At 73.3% G+C, this 18,625-nt stretch carries 15 protein-coding genes; 9 read left to right on the top strand and 6 right to left on the bottom strand.

The window, feature by feature from the left end; all coding sequences use genetic code 11:
• The first annotated feature begins 69 nt into the window (after positions 1–69).
• Genes H5965_RS40540 through H5965_RS40530 form a run of 3 tightly spaced genes read left to right on the top strand, consistent with a single transcriptional unit; the run spans position 70 to position 3,986 of the window.
• A complete protein-coding gene (locus H5965_RS40540) occupies positions 70–1,866 on the top strand; it encodes a Xaa-Pro dipeptidyl-peptidase (RefSeq protein WP_310976375.1) in 1,797 nt (598 codons plus the stop codon).
• Positions 1,866–2,531 carry a YdcF family protein gene (locus H5965_RS40535; RefSeq protein WP_310976374.1) on the top strand — a complete coding sequence of 222 codons (666 nt, stop codon included), beginning with the start codon at positions 1,866–1,868 and terminating at the stop codon, positions 2,529–2,531. The genes H5965_RS40540 and H5965_RS40535 overlap by 1 nt, the downstream gene beginning before the upstream one ends.
• A gap of 57 nt (positions 2,532–2,588) precedes the next feature.
• Positions 2,589–3,986 carry an FAD-binding oxidoreductase gene (locus H5965_RS40530; RefSeq protein WP_310976372.1) on the top strand — a complete coding sequence of 466 codons (1,398 nt, stop codon included), beginning with the start codon at positions 2,589–2,591 and terminating at the stop codon, positions 3,984–3,986.
• 4 nt (positions 3,987–3,990) lie between these two features.
• Here the strand turns inward: H5965_RS40530 and H5965_RS40525 are convergent, their stop codons facing one another.
• Positions 3,991–4,632 (bottom strand): response regulator transcription factor, encoded by a 642-nt coding sequence (locus tag H5965_RS40525; RefSeq protein ID WP_310976525.1) that lies wholly within the window; start codon positions 4,630–4,632, stop codon positions 3,991–3,993.
• Positions 4,629–5,741, bottom strand: a complete 1,113-nt coding sequence (locus H5965_RS40520) for a histidine kinase (protein ID WP_310976371.1) — start codon at positions 5,739–5,741, stop codon at positions 4,629–4,631. Before H5965_RS40520 ends, H5965_RS40525 begins: the two co-directional genes overlap by 4 nt.
• A gap of 97 nt (positions 5,742–5,838) precedes the next feature.
• Here H5965_RS40520 and H5965_RS40515 point away from each other — a divergent pair, with 97 nt between their 5' ends.
• Both H5965_RS40515 and H5965_RS40510 read left to right on the top strand, forming a co-directional pair.
• Entirely contained in the window at positions 5,839–6,693 is an 855-nt protein-coding gene (locus H5965_RS40515) for a M23 family metallopeptidase (protein WP_310976370.1), read from the top strand.
• Between the two features lie 174 nt (positions 6,694–6,867).
• Complete coding sequence (locus tag H5965_RS40510; protein ID WP_310976369.1) at positions 6,868–7,890, top strand: DUF4192 domain-containing protein; 1,023 nt, start codon at positions 6,868–6,870, stop codon at positions 7,888–7,890.
• Positions 7,891–8,121: 231 nt separating this feature from the next.
• Here H5965_RS40510 and galE read toward each other — a convergent pair whose 3' ends face one another.
• The 3 genes from galE to H5965_RS40495 form a co-directional block, all read right to left on the bottom strand.
• Positions 8,122–9,102: a UDP-glucose 4-epimerase GalE gene (gene galE / locus H5965_RS40505; RefSeq protein ID WP_310976368.1), complete on the bottom strand. Its 981-nt coding sequence runs from the start codon at positions 9,100–9,102 to the stop codon at positions 8,122–8,124.
• Positions 9,103–9,201: 99 nt separating this feature from the next.
• Complete coding sequence (galK, locus tag H5965_RS40500) at positions 9,202–10,386, bottom strand: galactokinase (protein ID WP_310976367.1); 1,185 nt, start codon at positions 10,384–10,386, stop codon at positions 9,202–9,204.
• Positions 10,383–11,099 (bottom strand): metal-dependent transcriptional regulator, encoded by a 717-nt coding sequence (locus H5965_RS40495; protein WP_086838114.1) that lies wholly within the window; start codon positions 11,097–11,099, stop codon positions 10,383–10,385. Before H5965_RS40495 ends, galK begins: the two co-directional genes overlap by 4 nt.
• A 215-nt stretch (positions 11,100–11,314) precedes the next feature.
• On the opposite strand from H5965_RS40495, the gene H5965_RS40490 reads away from it, so the two are divergent.
• From H5965_RS40490 to H5965_RS40475, 4 genes are all read left to right on the top strand, one after another.
• Positions 11,315–12,160, top strand: coding sequence for a sulfurtransferase (locus tag H5965_RS40490; protein WP_310976366.1), 846 nt, complete (start codon positions 11,315–11,317; stop codon positions 12,158–12,160).
• A 445-nt stretch (positions 12,161–12,605) separates the two neighbouring features.
• Complete coding sequence (locus H5965_RS40485) at positions 12,606–13,775, top strand: acetoin utilization protein AcuC (protein ID WP_310976365.1); 1,170 nt, start codon at positions 12,606–12,608, stop codon at positions 13,773–13,775.
• Positions 13,776–13,778: 3 nt separating this feature from the next.
• Positions 13,779–16,460: a GNAT family N-acetyltransferase gene (locus H5965_RS40480; protein WP_310976364.1), complete on the top strand. Its 2,682-nt coding sequence runs from the start codon at positions 13,779–13,781 to the stop codon at positions 16,458–16,460.
• A 2-nt stretch (positions 16,461–16,462) separates the two neighbouring features.
• The gene (locus H5965_RS40475; RefSeq protein WP_310976363.1) at positions 16,463–17,596 is read left to right on the top strand and encodes a serine hydrolase domain-containing protein; all 1,134 of its coding nucleotides are present in this window, start codon (positions 16,463–16,465) and stop codon (positions 17,594–17,596) included.
• On the opposite strand, the gene H5965_RS40470 is transcribed toward H5965_RS40475, so the two are convergent.
• Positions 17,593–18,618, bottom strand: coding sequence for an acyl-CoA dehydrogenase family protein (locus H5965_RS40470; RefSeq protein WP_310976362.1), 1,026 nt, complete (start codon positions 18,616–18,618; stop codon positions 17,593–17,595). The genes H5965_RS40475 and H5965_RS40470 overlap by 4 nt on opposite strands.
• Positions 18,619–18,625 lie beyond the last annotated feature (7 nt).

The following is an 18,625-nucleotide window of genomic DNA, read 5'->3' as shown; positions in this document are numbered from 1 at the left end:
CTCTTGACACCCCCGCGGGCGGACCGGAAGTGTCTTCAGTCGTCCGCTTCGCCCGGCTTGGGGGTTTGAGTGAAAGCCGCAGTCCTGCTCGCCGCCGTCCTCGCGCTCCCGCTGACCGCGGGCATCGCCGAAGCCGCGCCACCGGCCCCGGTGTTCACCGGGGGCCAGGCGCAACCGGTGTTCGACCCGGCCGACGTCGTCCGCGAGGACGTCTGGGTCACCGCGCCCGTCGACAGCGACCACGATGGCGCCGACGACCTCGTGCACGCCCAGGTCGTGCGCCCGCGCGCGACCCAGCAGGGCCTGAAGGTCCCCGTCGTCTACCAGGCCAGCCCGTACTACGCCGGCGGCAACGACGTCGCGAACCACGACGTCGACGTCGAGCTGTACGCGCCGGGGTACGCCCGCGGCCCGGAAGGTCCGCGCGTCGCCGCGCACGGCGTCGGCCCGGCCACCCCGATCACCTGGCGCTACCAGGACTACTTCACCGCGCGCGGATTCGCCGTCGTCTACGGCGAATCGCTCGGCAGCGGCCTCTCCACCGGCTGCCCGACCACCGGTGACGTCAACGAGACGATCGGCGCCCGCTCGGTCGTCGACTGGCTCAACGGCCGCACGAGCGCGAAGGACGCCAACGGCGCCGCGGCGAAGGCGGACTGGACGACGGGCAAGACCGGCATGATGGGCGTCTCCTACAACGGGACGCTGCCCAACGCCGTCGCGAGCACCGGTGTCCAGGGCCTCGAGACGATCGTGCCGATCGCGGCCATCTCCAGCTGGTACGACTACTACCGCAACGACGGCGCGGTCGTCGCGGCCGGCGGGTTCCAGGGCGAGGACGCCGACGTGCTCGCCGAGTACGTCTACACCCGCGCCGACCGGCAGGCCTGCCGGTCGGTGATCGACGGGCTGACCCGCGACCAGGACCGGGTCACCGGCGACTACACGCCGTTCTGGGACGTCCGCAACTACCGCAACGACGTCGGCAAGGTGCGCGCGTCGGTGCTCGCGGTGCACGGCCTCAACGACTGGAACGTCAAGACCGACCAGGTCGCGACCTGGTACGAGGCGCTCAAGGCCCGCGGTGTCGAGCACAAGATCTGGCTGCACCAGTCCGGGCACGCCGACCCCTACTCGCTGCGCCGCGACGTCTGGCTCGCGACGTTGAACAAGTGGCTGTCCCACTACCTCTACGGCATCGACAACGGCATCCAGAACGAGCCGAAGGCGACGATCCAGCGCGAGGACAAGTCGTGGGCCGACGAGGCCGACTGGCCGGCGCCGGGCACCGCCGACGTCCGCGTGTACCCGTGGCCGGGCGGCCGCTCGAAGGGCACGATCGACACGCGCAACCCGGTCCCGGGCACGGCGGCCGTGGAAACCCTCGCCGACGACTCGTCGAAGACGATCGAGCAGCTGGCCGGCCTCGCCTCGTCCGGCAACCGGCTGCTGTACGCGACTCCGGCGGCGAAGCAGTCCGTCCGCCTCTCCGGCACGGCTCGCGCCGACCTGGCGCTGGCCTTCGACCGGCCGGCGGCGAACGTCTCGGCGATCCTGCTCGACCGCGCCCCCGACGGCACGTCCCATGTGATCAGCCGCGGCTGGACCGACCCGCAGAACCGCACGTCGCCGGCCCGCACCGAGCCGATCACGCCGGGGCAGACCTACCGGATCGGCGTCGACCTGATGCCGAAGGACTACATCCTCGCGGCGGGCCACCGGCTGGAGGTCCTGGTCGCCTCCAGCGACCACGACTACACGCTGCGGCCGAAGCCGGGCGCCGGGCTCGCGCTCGACCTCACGAAGACGTCGGTCACGCTCCCGGTCACGGGCGGCAAGCCGGCGCTGCGGGCCGCGTTCGGCTGATGCTGCCGGAGCAGCTCCGGGCCGACGTCCGCACGTTGTGGGACTACCACGACCTGCGGCACGCGCCGCGGCGGTCGGACGCCGGGATCGGCCTCGGGAGCCGCGATCCCGGCGTGGCGGTGCACGCGGCGGAGCTGTTCCACGCCGGGTGCTTCCCGCTGGTCGTGTTCACCGGCGCCAACGCCCCGACGACGGTGGACCGCTTCCCGCGCGGCGAAGCGGTCCACTACCGCGAAATCGCCCTCGAGCTGGGCGTGCCCGACGAGGCGATCCTGGTCGAACCCGAGGCCCGCAACACCGGGGAGAACATCGTGTTCACCCGCCGGCTGCTGGCCGGCCGGGGGATCCGGTCCGTGACCCTGGTGACGCGGCCGTACCAGCAACGCCGTGCCTACGCGACCGCCAAGCGGCTCTGGCCTGGCGTCGACGTCGTGTGCGCGTCGAAGGCGGCGTCGTTCGAGGACCACGTCAGCGGGGAAGAGGACGCCGAGCGCGTGATCGGCATGCTCGTCGGCGAAACCCAGCGAATCACCGAGTACGCCGAGCGGGGCTTCGCGATCCCGCAGCGCGTCCCGCCCGGTGTCGAGCGGGCGTTCGGCCGGCTGGTCGAGGCCGGGTTCACGCAACGGCTGGTCACTCTCCGCGGTGACGATCACTCAATGTAACGATTTTCGCAGGTCAGGCGACTTACCGGCGTTCCGTCCGCTGCGAGAGGACCCGCCATGACCTCGACCGCCGAACCCACCTTGGAGAGCCTGCGCACCCAGTTGTCCGGCGCCGTGCTGACCGACGGCGAACCGGGCTACGACGTCGCCCGGTCGGTCTGGAACGGGGAGATCGACCGCCGCCCCGCGGTGGTGGTGCGGCCCGCCGGGCCCGCCGACGTGGCGGCAGCGCTCGCGTACGCGCGTGAAGCCGGCCTCGAGGTCTCGGTGCGCGGCGGCGGGCACAACTACGGCGGCGCGGCGGTCGTCGACGGCGGTCTCTGCCTCGACCTGAGCTCGCTCGACGCGATCAGCGTCGACCCGGAGGGCCGGACCGCCCGCTGCGGCGGCGGGACGACGTGGGCGCAGCTCGACACGGCCACGCAGGAGTACGCGCTCGCGGTCCCGGGCGGGACGATCAGCCACACCGGCGTCGGCGGGCTGACCCTCGGCGGGGGCTTCGGCTGGCTCACCGGCAAGCACGGGATGTCGTGCGACAACCTGCTCTCGGCCCAGCTCGTCACGGCCGACGGCGAGATCCTGCGCGTGTCGGCGGAGGAGCACACCGACCTGTTCTGGGCCCTGCGCGGGGGCGGCGGCAACTTCGGCGTCGTCACCGAATTCGAGTTCCGGCTGCACCCGATCGGGCCGATCGTCCACCTGGGACTGTTCTTCTACGGCCTCGACGACGGTGTGGCCGCGCTGCGCCACGCCCGGGAGCTGCTCCGGACGTTGCCGGGCGAGCTGGGCGTGCTGGTGGCCGGGCTCAACGCGCCACCCGCGCCGTTCGTCCCGGAGCTGTTCCACTTCCGGCCGGGCTACGCCGTGCTGATCGCCGGCTTCGAGGGGGAGGAGCGGCACGCCGAGGCGGTCGCGGCGGCGCGGTCGGGGCCGGCGCCGCTGTTCGAGTTCGTCTCGCCGATCCCGTACGTGGAGCTGCAGCGGATGATCGACGACGCCGCGCCGTGGGGCATCCTCGCCTACGAGAAGGCCGCCTACGCCGACGGCTTCACCGACGAGATCATCGAGGTGATCGCGGATTTCCTGCCGCGCAAGACGTCCCCGCTGTCGCTCATGCCGATCTTCGCGATGCGGGGCGCCTTCACGGAGGTCGCCGACGACGCCACGGCGTTCGGCGGCCCGCGGCGCGAAAGCATCCTGATCAACATCGACTCGCTCGCGACCGAGCCGGAGCCGTACGCCGTGGACCGCGCGTGGGTGCGCGAGTTCTGGGAAGCGCTGGTGCCGGTCTCGTCCAACTCGGCGGGCTACGTCAACTTCATGGCCGAGTACGAAGCCGACCGCGTCCGGACGTCGTACGGCCCGGAGAAGTACGCGCGGCTGGCCCGGATCAAGGCGGCCTACGACCCGCGGAACGTGTTCCACCACAACGCGAACATCCGGCCCGCGCCGTGACGGGTCAGCCGGCGATGCCGGTCCGGTAGGCGAACGCGACCGCCTGCGCGCGGTCGCGCAGCCCGGCCTTGGCGAACAGGTGGTTCACGTGGGTCTTCACGGTCGCCTCGCTCACCACCAGCGTGCGGGCGATCTCGGTGTTCGACAGGCCCGCCGCGATCAGCCGCAGCACCTCGATCTCGCGGGCGGTCAGGCCTTCGACCTCCTGGACGCGCGGCGGGGTGCTGCGGGCGGCGGCTTCGACCAGCCGCCGCTGCAGTTCACCGTCCACTGTGGACTGCCCGGCGGCGGCCGAGCGCAAGGCCCGCGCGATGGACTCGGCGTCGGCGTCCTTGGTCAGGAACCCGCGGGCGCCGGCCCGTAGCGCGGCCAGCAGCGACTCGTCGTCGGCATACGTGGTGAGCACGACGACCTCGGTGCCCGGGTGCCCGGCCCGGATTCGTTCGGTGGTTTCGACGCCGTCGCAGCGCGGCATCCGCAGGTCCACCAGCACGACGTCGGGGTGGTGGGCGGCGACGAGGTCGAGCGCGGCCAGCCCGTCGGCGGCGGCGCCGACCACCTCGACGCCGGGCAGCAGCCCGAGCAGCGTGACGAGGCCTTCCCGGACCACCGCCTGGTCGTCGGCCAGCACGACGCGCAGCGTCACGCCGGCACCGTCAGGTGAATCCGCCATCCGTCCTCCCCCGGCCCGCTTTCCAGGCGCCCGTCGAGCAGCGCGACCCGTTCGCCCATCCCGCGCAAACCGTAGCCTGCCGCCGCCGCGTCCGGCGGCCGCCTGCCCTGCCGGTCGGCCACGGTCAGCTCCACGGACTCGTCGGCATAGGCCAGTGTGACGTCCACTTCGGCCTGCGGCGCGTGCTTGCGCGTGTTGGCCAGTGCTTCTTGCACCGCGCGGACCAGCGCGGTGCCGACGGCCGGATCGAGCTCGCGCGGCCGCCCTTCGACCGCGAGGTCCGCCCGGGCCCCGCTGTCCAGCCGGTAGGCGGCCAGGAGGTCCGCGATCGCGCGTTCCACACCGACGGCGTCCTCGCGCAGCGCGGCCACCGCCTTGCGGGCTTCGGCGAGCCCTTCCGAAGCCAGGGTCTGCGCGCGTTCGATCTGGGCGACCGCGTCCGGGCTCGCGCCGTCGCGCACCAGCATCAGGCGTGCGCCCTGCAGGTTCAGCGAGAGCCCGGCCAGGGAATGCGCCAGGACGTCGTGCAGCTCGCGGGCGATGCGAGCGCGTTCGGCGAGGGCGGCCGCGCGGGCGTGCTCCTCGTTGGCGGTCTGCGCGCGGGCCAGCGCCAGCTCGGTCTGTTCGAGGCGGGCGAGGCGGGCCCGGCGGTTGAGGCCCATCAGGACGACGACGGCGAGCACCGCGTATGTCGACAGCGCGCCTTCCCACACGTGGTACCGGGCTGCCCCGGCCGTGATCGCCGCGACGTCGAGCACGACGGCCAGCACGATCGGCACCGTGGATTGGCGCAGTACGACGAAGAACGTCGTGCTGAACATCGCCACCGATATCCAGCTGCTCGGCAGCAGGACCCAGAGTGCGCCGGTGCTCGCGATGACGGCGAGGGGCAGGGCCGCCGTCAGCGGCCGGACGCGGGCCTCGTGGATCCACAGCAACGGGATCGACAGCACGAAGGTGAACCCGATCAGGAGCCAGGCCCGCAGGTCCGCGCGGGGCGTGGCGGCGGCCATCGGCACGGCGACGAGCGCCCAGCGCAACCAGCCCTGAGCCCGGGGGAACGCGGCCGGCCGGGTCGTCATTTCGACAGTCCTCCGTGGGTGCTTGTACGGAAAATGTACCGGCGGGGACTTCCCTTCGTGGTGTCAAGTTGTCCCGTTTGTCAAGGAGGTTCCTCCCATGTCCAAGTTGCGACGGCTCGCCCTGATCGCCGCCGCCGCGGCGCTGCCCGCGCTCGGCCTCTCCCTCGCCGGTCAGACGACGGCGTCGGCCGCGCCGAACTTCCAGGTGCCGTTCAAGTGCGGCGTCACCGTGACGGCCGCGACGTTCAGCGGGCACAGCCCGGCGTACTCGGTCGACTTCCAGAAGGACGGCATCACCGGCATGCCGGTGCTCGCCTCGGCGTCGGGCACGGTGACCCGGGTGGCCGACGAAGGCGGCACGAGCTACGGCAAGTGGATCGAGCTGGACCACGGTGGCGGCTGGAAGACCCGCTACGCGCACCTGTCGGCCCAGGAGGTCTCCGTCGGGCAGTCGGTCGTGGGCGGCAAGCAGATCGGCAAGGCGGGCGCGACCGGCGGCGTCACCGGCCCGCACCTGCACTTCGAAGAGCGCCTGGACGGCGTGGTGCAGAAGGCCAAGCTGAACGGCGTCGCGGTGCCGTACTACGGCCACACCAGCTTCACGAGCAAGAACGGCTGCGGCGGCAACCCGTACTCGGCCGAAGAGGTGTGCGGCGACGGCTTCTCCGTGGTGGACCAGCAGGCGCTGGCCAACTCCTCGGGCACGGCCTACCTGCTGTACAACGCGTCCACCAAGGCGAACTGCGTGACCACGCTGAAGGCCACCTCGCTCGGCACCGCCAGCGCCGTCTCGGCGTTCCTCGAGGTCCAGGGTTCGGCCCGGGTGACCGATTCCGGCAGCTTCACCTACTACGCCGGGCCGGTGAAGAAGACCGCCGACTCGACCTGCGTGAAGTGGGGCGGCTCGGTGGGCGGCAACACCTACGAGAGCGGGTTCGAGCACTGCGACTGACGTCCGGGATTCCGGACCCCGTTCGGCCGGTGGGGCCGGGCAGCATAGCCCGCCCCACCGACAGGAACGGCCCGCCCGGTCGCGGCCGGGCGAATTCCGTCCACATCGGCCCTCTCCATCCACAGATTTGCCGCCACCGCCCCAGCCGGCCCGGTTCTGCCGCATCGTGGAGGCATGACCACCACCACCCCGGCCGACCTCCGCGATCCCGCGCAGCTGCTGGCCGCGCTCCCGTACCTGATCGGCTTCCGCCCCGAGGAATCCGTCGTCCTGCTCGGCCACCGGCACCCGGGCAACAGCCCGGGCCTGGTGCTGCGCGGCGACCTGCCCAGCCCGGAGCATCGGGCCCACCAGGCGCAGGCGATGGTCCCGGCGTTCGCCGCGGGCCACCACATCGGCGTGACACTCGTGATCGTCGGTGGCGAGCGAAGACCCGGAAAGCCCCCGCCGCACCAGGGTTTCATCGACGAACTGGAGCGGGCGGTGGGGGAGTGCGGCCTCCCGGTGCTGCACGCCCTGTGGGCGCCCGAGATCGCCAAGGGCGCACCCTGGGCGTGCTACCGCACCGAAGAATGCAGCGGCGAATTGCCGGACCCGAGCGCAACGGTCGTGGCGGCGGCCGCAACCGAGCGCGGCACGGTCGTGTTCGACAGCCGCGAGGAGCTCGAGGACCTGCTGGCCCCGAGGTCGCCCGAGGCCCTCGCCCGCCGCGCGGATCGCTTGTCGCGCCTGACATCCCCGGACGAAACAACCGTCGATGAGGCGGCCACGGTGGTCCGGGAGGCGTTCTTGCGCCAGCGCCGGGACGAAGGCCCGCCGACGGACGAGGAGGCGGTCCAGCTGGCAAGAGCGTTGGAGCGGCCCGAAATCCGCGACATGTGCCTGGCGATGGCGGTACCCGCAGGCAACCCATCGGCCCGGGAGGCGGAGCGCGTCTGGCTGACGTTGGTCCGCGAGATCCCACCCCCGCACCGAGCGGAGCCGGCGGCGTTGCTGGGTTTCACGGCCTACCTCCGCGGCGACGGAGCCTTCGCGGGCATGGCCCTGGACAACGCCCTGGAGGCAGCACCGGGCCACCTCCTGACATCGCTGCTGAGAAGGGTCCTGGACACCGGAACACCACCGGAGGTCATCCGCGGCTTGGCGGCAGCGGCGGCCGGCCCGTTGGCCGGCTTCGGCCTGGACCAGGCGGCGTGAGTCCCCTACGGCTCGGCGATTCGTCCTCTGTGGACACCGGAGGGGTGAGCCGCGGTCCGGGTGGGCGCGGGAGTCCTCGGGCGGGGGGACGGCCAGCAGGCCGTGGCGCTCGGAGGAGTCGGTCTCACCTGCCGAAGTCCGCCGGCTCCCGAGCCGAGCGCAGCGCTTCGACCCGCCGCCTCGGCGGGCTGAGGCGCAACGCCCCGGCCCGCCGAAGTCATCGGTCCGACGTCAGCTCCGCCGAGCCTGGGTGAACTCCCAAGCGTCCCGGACGATCCCGGCCAGCTCGGTCCGCTCCGGCTTCCACCCCAGCTCCTCACGCGCCCGGTCGCTGGCCGCCACGAGCACCGACGGGTCGCCCGCCCGCCGCGGAGCCACCGCCGCCGGCACCGGGTGGCCGGTCACCGCCCGGCAGGCCTCGATCACCTCGAGAACGGAGAACCCGGTGCCGTTGCCCAGGTTGTAGATGCGGTGCTCGCCCGCGGTGGCGTGCTTCAGCGCCAGCAGGTGCGCGTCCGCGAGGTCCACCACGTGGATGTAGTCGCGCACCGCCGTGTGGTCCGGCGTCGGGTAGTCGTCGCCGTAGATCTGGATGCGCTCGCGGTCGCCCGAAGCGACCTGCAGGACGAGAGGAATGAGATGGGTTTCCGTGGTGTGGCGCTCGCCGAAGGCGCCGTACGCCCCCGCGACGTTGAAGTACCGCAGGCTCACCGCAGCCAGGCCGTGCGCGACGGCGAAGCTGGTGATCGCGGCGTCGATGGCGAGCTTCGTGGCGCCGTAGGTGTTGGTCGGCCGGGTCGGCGCCGTCTCCGGGATCGGCGACTGCTCCGGCTCGCCGTAGGTCGCCGCCGTCGAGGAGAACACCAGCCGCGGCGTGCCGTGCTCCTGCATGGCCTCGAGCAGCCGCAGGGACGTGACGACGTTGCCTTCCCAGTACTTCGCCGGCTCCGTCATCGACTCGCCGACCAGCGACTTCGCCGCGAAGTGCAGTACGCCGTCGAAGCCCTCGCGCAGCAGGCTGCCCGCCACCTCGGCGGCGTCGCCTTCGATGAACCGCGCGTCCGGGTGGACGGCGTCGGCGTGCCCGGTGGACAGGTCGTCGACGACCGTGACCTGGTGCCCGGCTTCGACCAGCCGGGCGGCGCAGACACTTCCGACGTACCCGGCTCCGCCCGTCACGACCAGCTTCAGGGCGTTGCTCTGCTCCGACACATCCAGGCCTTCCTGCCGAGGGTGACTGTGCCCCACAGTCTTCCCCCTGGCCGACGCGCGGGTCCGCGCGGGGGTTGCCCCGGGCGGACCCGCGCGGTGTCAGAGCTCGTCGCGGCCGGCGCCGCGCGAGGGCACCGCCGTGAACATCCGCGGCCGCCGGTAGCCGGCCTTTTCGTAGGCCACCTCGACGGCCTCCTTGACCCGGTCCAGGTCGGCGTCGCGGACCAGCGCGATCGCCGAGCCGCCGAAGCCGCCGCCGGTCATCCGCGAGCCGAGCGCACCGGCCGCCCGGGCCGAGTCGACCGCGAGGTCCAGTTCGGCCGTGGAGATCCGGTAGTCGTCGCGCATGCTGACGTGCGAGGCGTCCAGGTACGGCCCGATGTCGGCCAGTCGCCCGGCGCGCAGCAGCTCGACCGTCTCGAGCACCCGCTGGTTCTCGGTGACGACGTGCCGCACCAGCGGCGCCAGGTCCTCCGGCAGCCGGTCGAGGGCGTCGGAGAGGCCTTCGACGGTGACGTCGCGCAGCGCCTTCACCCCGAGCAGCTCGGCCGCCCGTTCGGTGCCGCGGCGGCGCTCGCCGTAGCCGCCTTCGGCGTGCGAGTGCTTGGTGCGGGTGTCCATGATCAGCACCTGCAGCCCGGCCTCGGCGAGGCCGAACGGCACCTGCTCCTGCTCACCCGACCGGACGTCGAGGAACAGCACGTGCGACTCGGTGCAGCAGAGGGACGCCGTCTGGTCGAGCAGGCCGGTGGGGGCGCCGACGAAGTCGTTCTCCGACCGCTGCACCCACCGCGCGATCTCGGGCCGCGTCGGGACGTCGTCCCGGCTGCCGTCGACCTCGATGCCGGCCAGGCCGAGCAGCGCCAGCGACACCGCGCACTCGAGCGCGTGGGAGGAAGACAGGCCCGCCCCCGACGGCACGTCCCCGGCGATGACCAGGTCGGCCCCGTTCGCGAAGCCCTGGTCGCGCAGCACCCAGGCCACCCCCGCGGGGTACGCGGCCCACCCGTCGACCGAGCCCGGCGCCAGGTCGGCGAGCTTGAGCTCGCCGGAGCGCTGGAGCTGGCCGTCGTCGCCCAGCGTGGCCACGGACAGGGTGCCGTCCTCGCGGGGCGACGCCGCCACGGCCAGCCGGTGCGGGAGGGCGAACGGCAGCACGAAGCCGTCGTTGTAGTCGGTGTGCTCGCCGATCAGGTTGACGCGGCCGGGCGCCGACCAGACGCCGGCCGGCGCCTTGCCGTGGACCGTGCGGAACGCCGCCACGGCCTCCGAAGCGGGGCTCATCGGGCCTGCGCCAGGACGGCGTGCAGCGCGGAGCTGGCGACCTGGGCGGTGGTGTCCCCGCCGGTGACCTCGATGGTGCCGCCGTTGGCCTTGCCGACGGTGACCGTGCCGCCGGGCACGATGCCGACGGACTTGAGCTCGGTCATCAGCGACTCGTCCAGCTGGACGTGCTCGGCGATGCGCCGGATCTCGACGCGGCCGCCGCCGGTGCGGGCGAACTCGTCGAGCCGGACCAGGTCGGCCTCGGCGGGCGGCGCCGGTTCGCCGTCGCCCAGCTTGTCGAGGCCGGGGATCGGGTTGCCGTAGGGGGAGGTGGTCGGGTGGTCGAGCAGCTTGACCAGCTTGCGCTCGACGGCCTCGCTCATCACGTGCTCCCACCGGCACGCCTCGTTGTGCACGTGCTCCCACTCGAGCCCGATCACGTCGACGAGGAGGCGCTCGGCGAGCCGGTGCTTGCGCATGACGGCGATGGCCAGTTCCCGGCCGTGATCGGTCAGCTGCAGGTGCCGGTCGTCGGCGACCACGACCAGCCCGTCACGCTCCATCCGGGCGACGGTCTGGCTCACCGTCGGGCCGCTCTGCTGCAGGCGCTCGGCGATGCGGGCGCGCAGCGGAACGACACCTTCTTCTTCGAGCTCGTAAATGGTACGCAAGTACATCTCGGTGGTGTCGATGAGATCGTTCACGCTGTCCCCTTCGTCCGCGTTGCTCATCGTAGTCGTTGACCCCGGCAGCGGCGGCGGCCCTCGGGGGTACCGCGCCGACGGTCACCGATCCGGCCCCAGCCGCGGCCGGAGACGCCCCGGCACTGGTCACGTGCCGGGCGGAGGACGGCGTCTTTCCGGCCGGATCGGTGCGGGCTCGCCGGCGGGGGGAGACGTCCGCCACCCCGGCGCGGCCGGGCGGGCGGTCGCTGGAAGATGGGGGCATGCGTCCGCTGATCAGCACCACCGACCTCGCCGCCGCCCTGGCCGGCCCGGCCGGGGACCGCCCCGTGGTCCTCGACGTCCGCTGGCGGCTCGCCGGCCCGCCCGGCGCCGACTCCTACCGCGAGGGCCACGTACCCGGAGCGGTGTTCACCGACCTCGACGAAGTCTTGGCGGGCCGGCCGGGCGAGGGCGGCAGGCACCCCCTGCCCGACCCGGCGGACCTGCAGCGGGACTTGCGCGCGGCCGGGGTCCGCGAGGGCGCCCCGGTGGTGGCGTACGACGACGCGGACGGCTCGGTGGCGGCGAGGGCCTGGTGGCTCCTGCGCTGGGCGGGCCACGAAGAGGTGGCGGTACTGGACGGCGGTTACGCGGCGTGGACGGCCGAGGGCCACCCGGTGAGCACGGAGGAGGCGACCCCGGAGCCGGGCGACCTGACGGTCCGCCCGGGAGGCATGCCGGTCTTGGACGCGGACGAGGCAGCAGCCCTGGCCCGCGACGGCCTCCTGCTGGACGCCCGCGCAACACCGAGGTACACGGGCGAGACGGAGCCGGTGGACCCCCGAGCAGGCCACATCCCGGGCGCGGTGAACGCCCCCTTCGCAGCCCACGTGACAGAGGACGGCCACTGGCGCGCCCCGGCCGAGCTGGCGGAGAGGTTCGCAGGGCTGGGCCTCCGCCCGGGCGAGCCGGTAGCCGCGTATTGCGGCTCAGGGGTGACGGCCAGCTCGGTGGTCTTGGCCTTGGAGCTGGCGGGCCACCCGCGAGCGGGCCTGTACGCGGGCTCGTGGTCCCACTGGTCCCGGGACCCGGCCCGCCCAGCGGCAACAGGCCCCCTCCCCGGCTGAGCCGAGCCCGCCTCCGAGCCGAGCGCGGGCCATCGCCCAGCGGCGGCCCCTCCGGGCGAGCCACCTCGGCTCCGAGCCGAGCGGCGGTCGCCCGGGCTCGGCCCGCCTCAGCGCGCGGCCGAGCCCGGCATCGCCCCCTCTCCGGCTGAACCACCCCGGGCCAGGCCGAGTGGCGCTGCGGCCTGCCGGCGGGCATCCTTCCGGGCCGGCCGGGCCGGCCGGGCCAGCCGGGCCAGCCGAGCCGATCCCGCCCGCCGGGCCGCCGTGTCTCCGGCCGGACCGCCCTGCCCCGGCGCGCAGCGACCCCGCACCCCGGCGGGACCGGCCACCGCCGCCCACCCACTCCGAGCCCACCACTCCAAGCCCGCCCACTCCGAGCCACCCACCCCGACCCGCGAGCCCGTCCACTCCACGCAGGCCCGCGATCGGCACTAGAGTCGACCGCATGTCGCCGGCCGTTGTTTGGGATCGGGCCCTGCTGGGTTATGACCTGGGCGGGGATCACCCGTTCAATCCCGTGCGGCTGGAGCTCACCGTCCGGCTGGCCACCGAGCTCGGCGTGCTCCAGGACGTCGAACTGCTCGTCCCCACCGCGGCCGGGGACGAAGAACTGCTGCGGGTCCACGCTCCCGAATACCTCGCCGCCGTGCGGGAGGCTCCTCTGGTCGGGTGGGATGTCGGGCATGGGCTCGGGACCTCCGACAACCCCGTCTTCTCCGACATGCACGATGCCTCCGCCCTCGTCGTCGGGTCGACGCTGCTCGCCGCGCGGAAGGTCGCCGAAGGGGAAGCCAAGCGGGCCGTCAACATCGCCGGGGGGCTGCACCACGCCATGCGGGACCAGGCCGCGGGGTTCTGCGTCTACAACGACTGCGCCGTCGCCATCTCTTGGCTGCTCGACCACGGCTTCGAGCGCATCGCCTACATCGACACCGACGTCCACCACGGCGATGGCGTCCAGGCCGCCTTCTACGACGACCCGCGCGTCCTCACCATCTCCATGCACCAGCACCCCTTCACGCTCTGGCCCGGCACCGGCTACTCCGCCGAGACCGGCCGGGGGAAGGCCGACGGCACCGCCGTCAACGTCCCGCTGCCGCCACGCACCAAAGACCCCGGCTGGCTGCGGGCCTTCCACGCCGTCGTTCCTTCCCTCCTCGCCGACTTCGAACCGCAGCTGCTCTTCACCCAGTGCGGCGTCGACTCCCACGAGGAAGACCCCCTCGCCGACCTCTCCCTGTCCGTCGACGGGCACCGGACCATCTACGCCACCCTCCGGGACCTCGCCGAGACCTACGCCGGCGGCAAGTGGATCGCCGTCGGCGGGGGTGGCTACCAGCTGATCCGGGTCGTTCCCCGCTCCTGGACGCACCTGCTCGCCACCGTCCTCGACCGGGACGTCGACCCCGCGACGCCGCTGCCGCCCGGCTGGCGGGAAACCGTCACCAAGGCCGCCCCGCACGCCGAACTGCCGCAGACCATGTCCGACGACCGCGACACCGGATTCAAGCCGTGGGGTGACGGCGAGGACGACCCGGTCGACATCGCCGTCCGGGACACGCGCCGCGCCGTCTTCCCGCTGCACGGCCTCGATCCCGACGACCCCAGGGACTGACCGATGGCCGGACGGGATCCCTTCGACTACCCGCGCGACTGGGAGGCCGACGTCGTGCTGTCCGACGGCGGCACCGTCCACCTGCGCCCGGTCGTGCCCTCCGACGCCGACGGCCTCGTCGCCTTCCACGCGAAGCTCTCCGAACGCACCCGCTACTTCCGCTACTTCGGCGCCTACCCGCGGATCCCCGAAAAGGACCTGAAGCGCTTCTCGACCGTCGACCACCACGACCGGGTCGCGTTCGCCGCCTTCCTGGGCGACGACATCGTGGCCGTCGGGCGGTACGAACGGCTCGACCACGGGCCGTCGGCGGAGGTCGCCTTCGTCGTCAGCGACGCCCACCAGGGCCGCGGGCTCGGCTCGATCCTGCTCGAACACCTCGCCGCGGCCGCGTCCGAATGCGGGCTGCGCCGGTTCGTCGCCGAGGTGCTGGCCGAGAACTCCGCCATGGTGCGGGTCTTCCGCGACGCCGGCTACCAGGTCAGCCGCGAATTCGAGGAAGGCGTGCTGCACCTGGAGTTCGACATCGACGCGACCGAGGAGTCCCTCGCCGTCGCGCGGTCCCGGGAGCAGGCCGCCGAGGCCCGCAGTGTGCACAACCTCCTGCACCCGACGTCGGTGGCCGTGATCGGCGCGTCCACCGAACCGAACAAGGTCGGGCACGTCGCCTTCGCGAACCTCCTGGTCGCCGCGTTCACCGGCACCGTCTACCCGGTCAACGCCGAGCACCGCTCGGTCCGCGGCGTCCGCGCGTACCCGTCCGTGCTGGACATCCCGGACCCGGTCGACCTGGCCGTCGTCGCGGTGCCCGCCGAGTCCGTCGAGTCCGTTTTGGACGCTTGCCTGGCCAAGGGCGTGAAGACGCTGCTGATCCTGTCCAGCGGGTTCGCCGAAGCCGGGCCGCACGGCCTGCACGCCGAGCTGCGGCTGGTCGGCGAGGCGCGGGCGCACGGCATGCGCGTGGTCGGCCCGAACGCGCTCGGCGTCCTCAACACCGCACCCGGGATCCGGCTGAACGCCACTCTCGCGCCGCGGTTGCCCGGCCGCGGGCGCACCGGCTTCTTCTGCCAGTCCGGCGCCCTGGGCACCGCGATCCTCGCCGACGCCGAAGCGCGCGGCCTCGGCCTCTCGACGTTCGTCTCGGCCGGCAACCGCGCCGACGTCTCCGGCAACGACCTGCTCCAGTACTGGGAGACCGACCCGGACACCGACCTCGTCCTGCTGTACCTCGAGTCCTTCGGCAACCCGCGCAAGTTCGCGCGGCTGGCCCGGCGGCTCGCCCGGACCAAGCCGATCGTCGCGGTCAAGTCCGGGCGGCACGCCGTCCGGCCGCAGCTCGCGGCGACGTCGACCGAGATCGACGAGGCCAGCGTCCAGACGCTGTTCGAGCAGGCCGGGGTCGTCCGGGTGGAGTCGCTGGCGCAGCTGTTCGACACCGCCCTCGTCTTCGCCCACCAGCCGCTGCCCGCCGGACCGCGGGTCGCCATCGTCGGCAACTCCAGCGCGATCGGGCTCCTGGCCGCCGACACCGCGCGGATGCAGGGCCTGCGGCTGGCCACGGACCCGGTGGACGTCGGCCCGCAGGCGCCGCCGGAGGAGTTCGCCAAGGCCGTCCGCGAGGCCCTCACCTCGCCGGAGACCGACGCGCTCGTCGTCGTGTTCGCGCCGCCGATCGCCATTCCCGGCACCGCGTACGCGCGCGCCCTGCGGGAAACCGTCGTCGAACTCGGGCAGCGGAAGCCGATCGTCTCGACGTTCCTCGCCGCCGAGGGCGTGCCGGACGAACTCGCCGTGCTGTCCCGCGACGGCGTGCCGACGCGGGGCTCGATCCCGTCGTACCCGAGCCCCGAACGCGCGGTGAACGCCCTCGCCCGGGTCGTGCGGTACGCGGCGTGGCGGCAACGCCCGCAGGGCACGCTCATCCGGCCGTCCGGCATCCACACCGAGCAGGCGCAGGGCATCGTGCGCGAGCTCCTCGAAGCCGACAGCGGCAAGACGACGCTGCTCTCGGACGCCGAAGTCGTGCGGCTGCTGGATTGCTACGGCATCGACGTCGTGCCGTTCCGCATCGTGTCCACTGTGGATGAAGCGGTGGCGGCGGCGGGCGAGCTCGGCTACCCGGTGACGCTCAAGGCGGTCGACGAACGGCTGCGCGGCCGGCCCGACCTGGCCGGCGTCCGGCTCGACCTGGCCTCCGAAGACTCGGTGCGCACCGCCTACGAGACGTTGCGCGAGGTCTCCGGCGACGACGAGGTCTACGTCCAGCGGATGGCGCCCAAGGGCCTGTCGTGCGTGATCGGGCTGCAGGACGACCCGTCGTTCGGCACGCTCGTGTCGTTCGGGCTGTCCGGGCTGGTCAGCACGCTGCTCGGCGACCGCGCCTACCGGGCCGTGCCGCTCACCGACGTCGACGCCGCGACGCTCCTGCGCGAGCCGCGGACGGCGCCGCTGCTCACCGGCTACCGCGGCGACGAGCCGGCCGACCTCGCCGCCCTGCAGGACATGGTGCTGCGCGTGGCCGCGCTGGCCGAGGACAACCCCGAGGTGCGGTCGCTGGTGCTGGACCCGATCCTGGCCTCGCCGGACGGCGCCTTCGTCGCCAACGCCCGCCTGGTGCTGGGTGCCCCGCCGTCCCGGCCGGACACCGGCCCGCGCCGGCTGCGCGCGATCAACCCTCAGGACTGACCATGACTGCGCTGTCCGAGCTGCTGACCCGGCACACCGGCGACCTGCCGGGCGCGGTGGCGCTCGTCGCCCGCGGCGACCAGGTCGAAGCCGCGGCCGTGGGCTCGGCCGACGCCGAGGGCACCGTGCCGATGGCGCGGGACTCGCTGTTCCGCATCGCGTCGCTGACCAAGCCGATCACCACCGCGGCCGTTCTGCTGCTCGTCGACGACGGCGAGCTGGCCCTGGACGACCCGATCGCGCGGTGGCTGCCGGAGCTGGCTTCTCCCGTGGTCGTCCGGACGCCGGACGGCCCGATCGACGACGTGGTGCCGGTCGTCCGCCCGATCACCGTGGCCGACCTGCTCACCTTCCGCAGCGGGTACGGCATCACCGAAGACATGACGCAGCCCGCCGTCGACCTGCTGCTCCAGGTCCTGGGCCACCCGGCCGCGTCGCCGCGGGCGCTGTCGCCGGACGACTGGCTGGCGGCGCTCGCGCAGGTGCCGCTGCTGCACCAGCCAGGCGAGGAGTGGCTCTACGACACCGGCTCGGACCTCCAGGGCGTGCTGATCGCGCGGGTCTCCGGCCGTCCGCTGCCGGAGTTCCTGGCCGAGCGGCTGTTCGAGCCGCTCGGCATGGCCGACACCGGATTCACCGTGCCGACCCCGGCGCTCGGCCGGTTCACCAGCGCCTACCGCCGCGGCGAGGAGGGACTGCGGCTGATCGACTCGCCGGAGGGCCGCTGGAGCGCGCCGCCGCCGTTCCCGTCCGGGGCCGTCGGGCTCGTCTCGACGGCCGACGACCTGCTGGCCTTCGCGAAGTTCCTCCGTGACGAGGGCACCGCGGGAGGCCACCGCCTGCTGACGCCGGAGTCGGTCCACCGGATGACGACCGACCACCTGACCCCGGCCCAGAGGGAGGCGGCCCGGCCGTTTCTGCACGGCCAGGGCTGGGGCTACGGCGGATCGGTGGACGTCGACGCGAAACAGCCCTGGGAGGTCCCGGGCCGCTACGGCTGGATCGGCGGCGCGGGCACGGCCCTGCACCTGACCCCGGCGACGGGCACGGTCTCGGTGCTGCTCACCCAGGTCGAGCTGACCAGCCCCGAGCCCACCCCGCTGATGAAGGAGTTCTGGACCTACGCGGCGAGCTAGCCGCGGTCCGCGAGCCGCTCGCCCAGCGCCAGGAGCTGCTGGGTGGCCGCCCCGAGCTGGAACTCCAGGCGTTTCGCCGCCGCGAAGTACCGGTGGACCACGTGGTCGACGTCGATGCCGACGCCGCCGTGGACGTGCACCGCCGTGTGCGCCACCCGGTGGCCCGCCTCCGCCGCCCAGAACTTCGCCGTCGCCACCGCTTCCGCGGCGGCCGGGACGTCCGACGTCAGCTGCCACGCCGCCTGCAGCGTCGTCAGCCGGACCGCTTCGACGTCCAGGTACGCGTCCGCCAGCCGTTGGCGGACCGCCTGGAAGCCGCCGATGACGTGGTCGAACTGCTTCCGCTCGGCCGCGTACGCCGCGGTCAGCTCCAACGCGCGCTCGACGACGCCGAGCTGCTGCGCGCACACCCCGACCGTCCCGCGCAGGCGCAGCCACTCGCCGATGTCGCCCAGCGGCACTCCCGGCACGTCGGACAGCTCCAGGAGCGCAGCGTCCGCGTGGTCGGTCGTCTGCTGCGGCCGCACCGTCACGCCGGATGCGGAAGCGTCGACCAGGAAGACCTCGTCCGAGGTGGCGACCAGGAACCCGTGCGCGAACGCGCCGAACGGCACCGCCGTCTGCGCGCCGGACACCCGGCCGTCCGACGCCGTGAAGCCGGACAGCGCCACGGCCAGGACGCGCTCGCCGCGCAGGACCGGCAGCACCCAGCGGTCCACCAGCTCGGGCGTGCCGAACTCGGCCAGCGCCGACGCCGCCATCGTGATCGACGACAAGTAGGGGACCGCCGCCACCGCGCGGCCGATCTCGGTCAGCACCGCGCACTGCTCCGGCAGCCCGAACCCGCCGCCGCCCAGCGACGACGGCAGCGCCGCGTCCAGGACGCCGGCCTGGCCGAGCGTCGTCCACGAAACGGTGTCGAAGCCGCCGGTGCCGTGCGGGTCGTGGGTGGCCTTGTCGGCCAGCAGCCGCCGGGTCAGCGCCGCGAGGTCGGCCGACGCTTCGGAAGGGGTGAAGTCCATGGGTGCT

This window comes from Amycolatopsis sp. 505 (genome assembly GCF_031625235.1).
Taxonomy (GTDB): Bacteria; Actinomycetota; Actinomycetes; order Mycobacteriales; family Pseudonocardiaceae; genus Amycolatopsis.
The sequence above is the reverse complement of the archived record's forward strand: the minus strand, read 5'-3'. Positions and strand labels throughout refer to the sequence as shown.

What these genes read in the sequence shown, in the direction of transcription:
- H5965_RS40535 (WP_310976374.1), top strand. Translation starts at nt 1,866, where the DNA reads ATGCTGCCGGAGCAGCTCCGGGCCGACGTCCGCACGTTGTGGGACTAC.
- H5965_RS40530 (WP_310976372.1), top strand. Translation starts at nt 2,589, where the DNA reads ATGACCTCGACCGCCGAACCCACCTTGGAGAGCCTGCGCACCCAGTTG.
- H5965_RS40520 (WP_310976371.1), bottom strand. Translation starts at nt 5,741, where the DNA reads ATGACGACCCGGCCGGCCGCGTTCCCCCGGGCTCAGGGCTGGTTGCGC.
- H5965_RS40515 (WP_310976370.1), top strand. Translation starts at nt 5,839, where the DNA reads ATGTCCAAGTTGCGACGGCTCGCCCTGATCGCCGCCGCCGCGGCGCTG.
- H5965_RS40510 (WP_310976369.1), top strand. Translation starts at nt 6,868, where the DNA reads ATGACCACCACCACCCCGGCCGACCTCCGCGATCCCGCGCAGCTGCTG.
- galK (WP_310976367.1), bottom strand. Translation starts at nt 10,386, where the DNA reads ATGAGCCCCGCTTCGGAGGCCGTGGCGGCGTTCCGCACGGTCCACGGC.
- H5965_RS40495 (WP_086838114.1), bottom strand. Translation starts at nt 11,099, where the DNA reads ATGAGCAACGCGGACGAAGGGGACAGCGTGAACGATCTCATCGACACC.
- H5965_RS40490 (WP_310976366.1), top strand. Translation starts at nt 11,315, where the DNA reads ATGCGTCCGCTGATCAGCACCACCGACCTCGCCGCCGCCCTGGCCGGC.
- H5965_RS40485 (WP_310976365.1), top strand. Translation starts at nt 12,606, where the DNA reads ATGTCGCCGGCCGTTGTTTGGGATCGGGCCCTGCTGGGTTATGACCTG.
- H5965_RS40480 (WP_310976364.1), top strand. Translation starts at nt 13,779, where the DNA reads ATGGCCGGACGGGATCCCTTCGACTACCCGCGCGACTGGGAGGCCGAC.
- H5965_RS40475 (WP_310976363.1), top strand. Translation starts at nt 16,463, where the DNA reads ATGACTGCGCTGTCCGAGCTGCTGACCCGGCACACCGGCGACCTGCCG.
- H5965_RS40470 (WP_310976362.1), bottom strand. Translation starts at nt 18,618, where the DNA reads ATGGACTTCACCCCTTCCGAAGCGTCGGCCGACCTCGCGGCGCTGACC.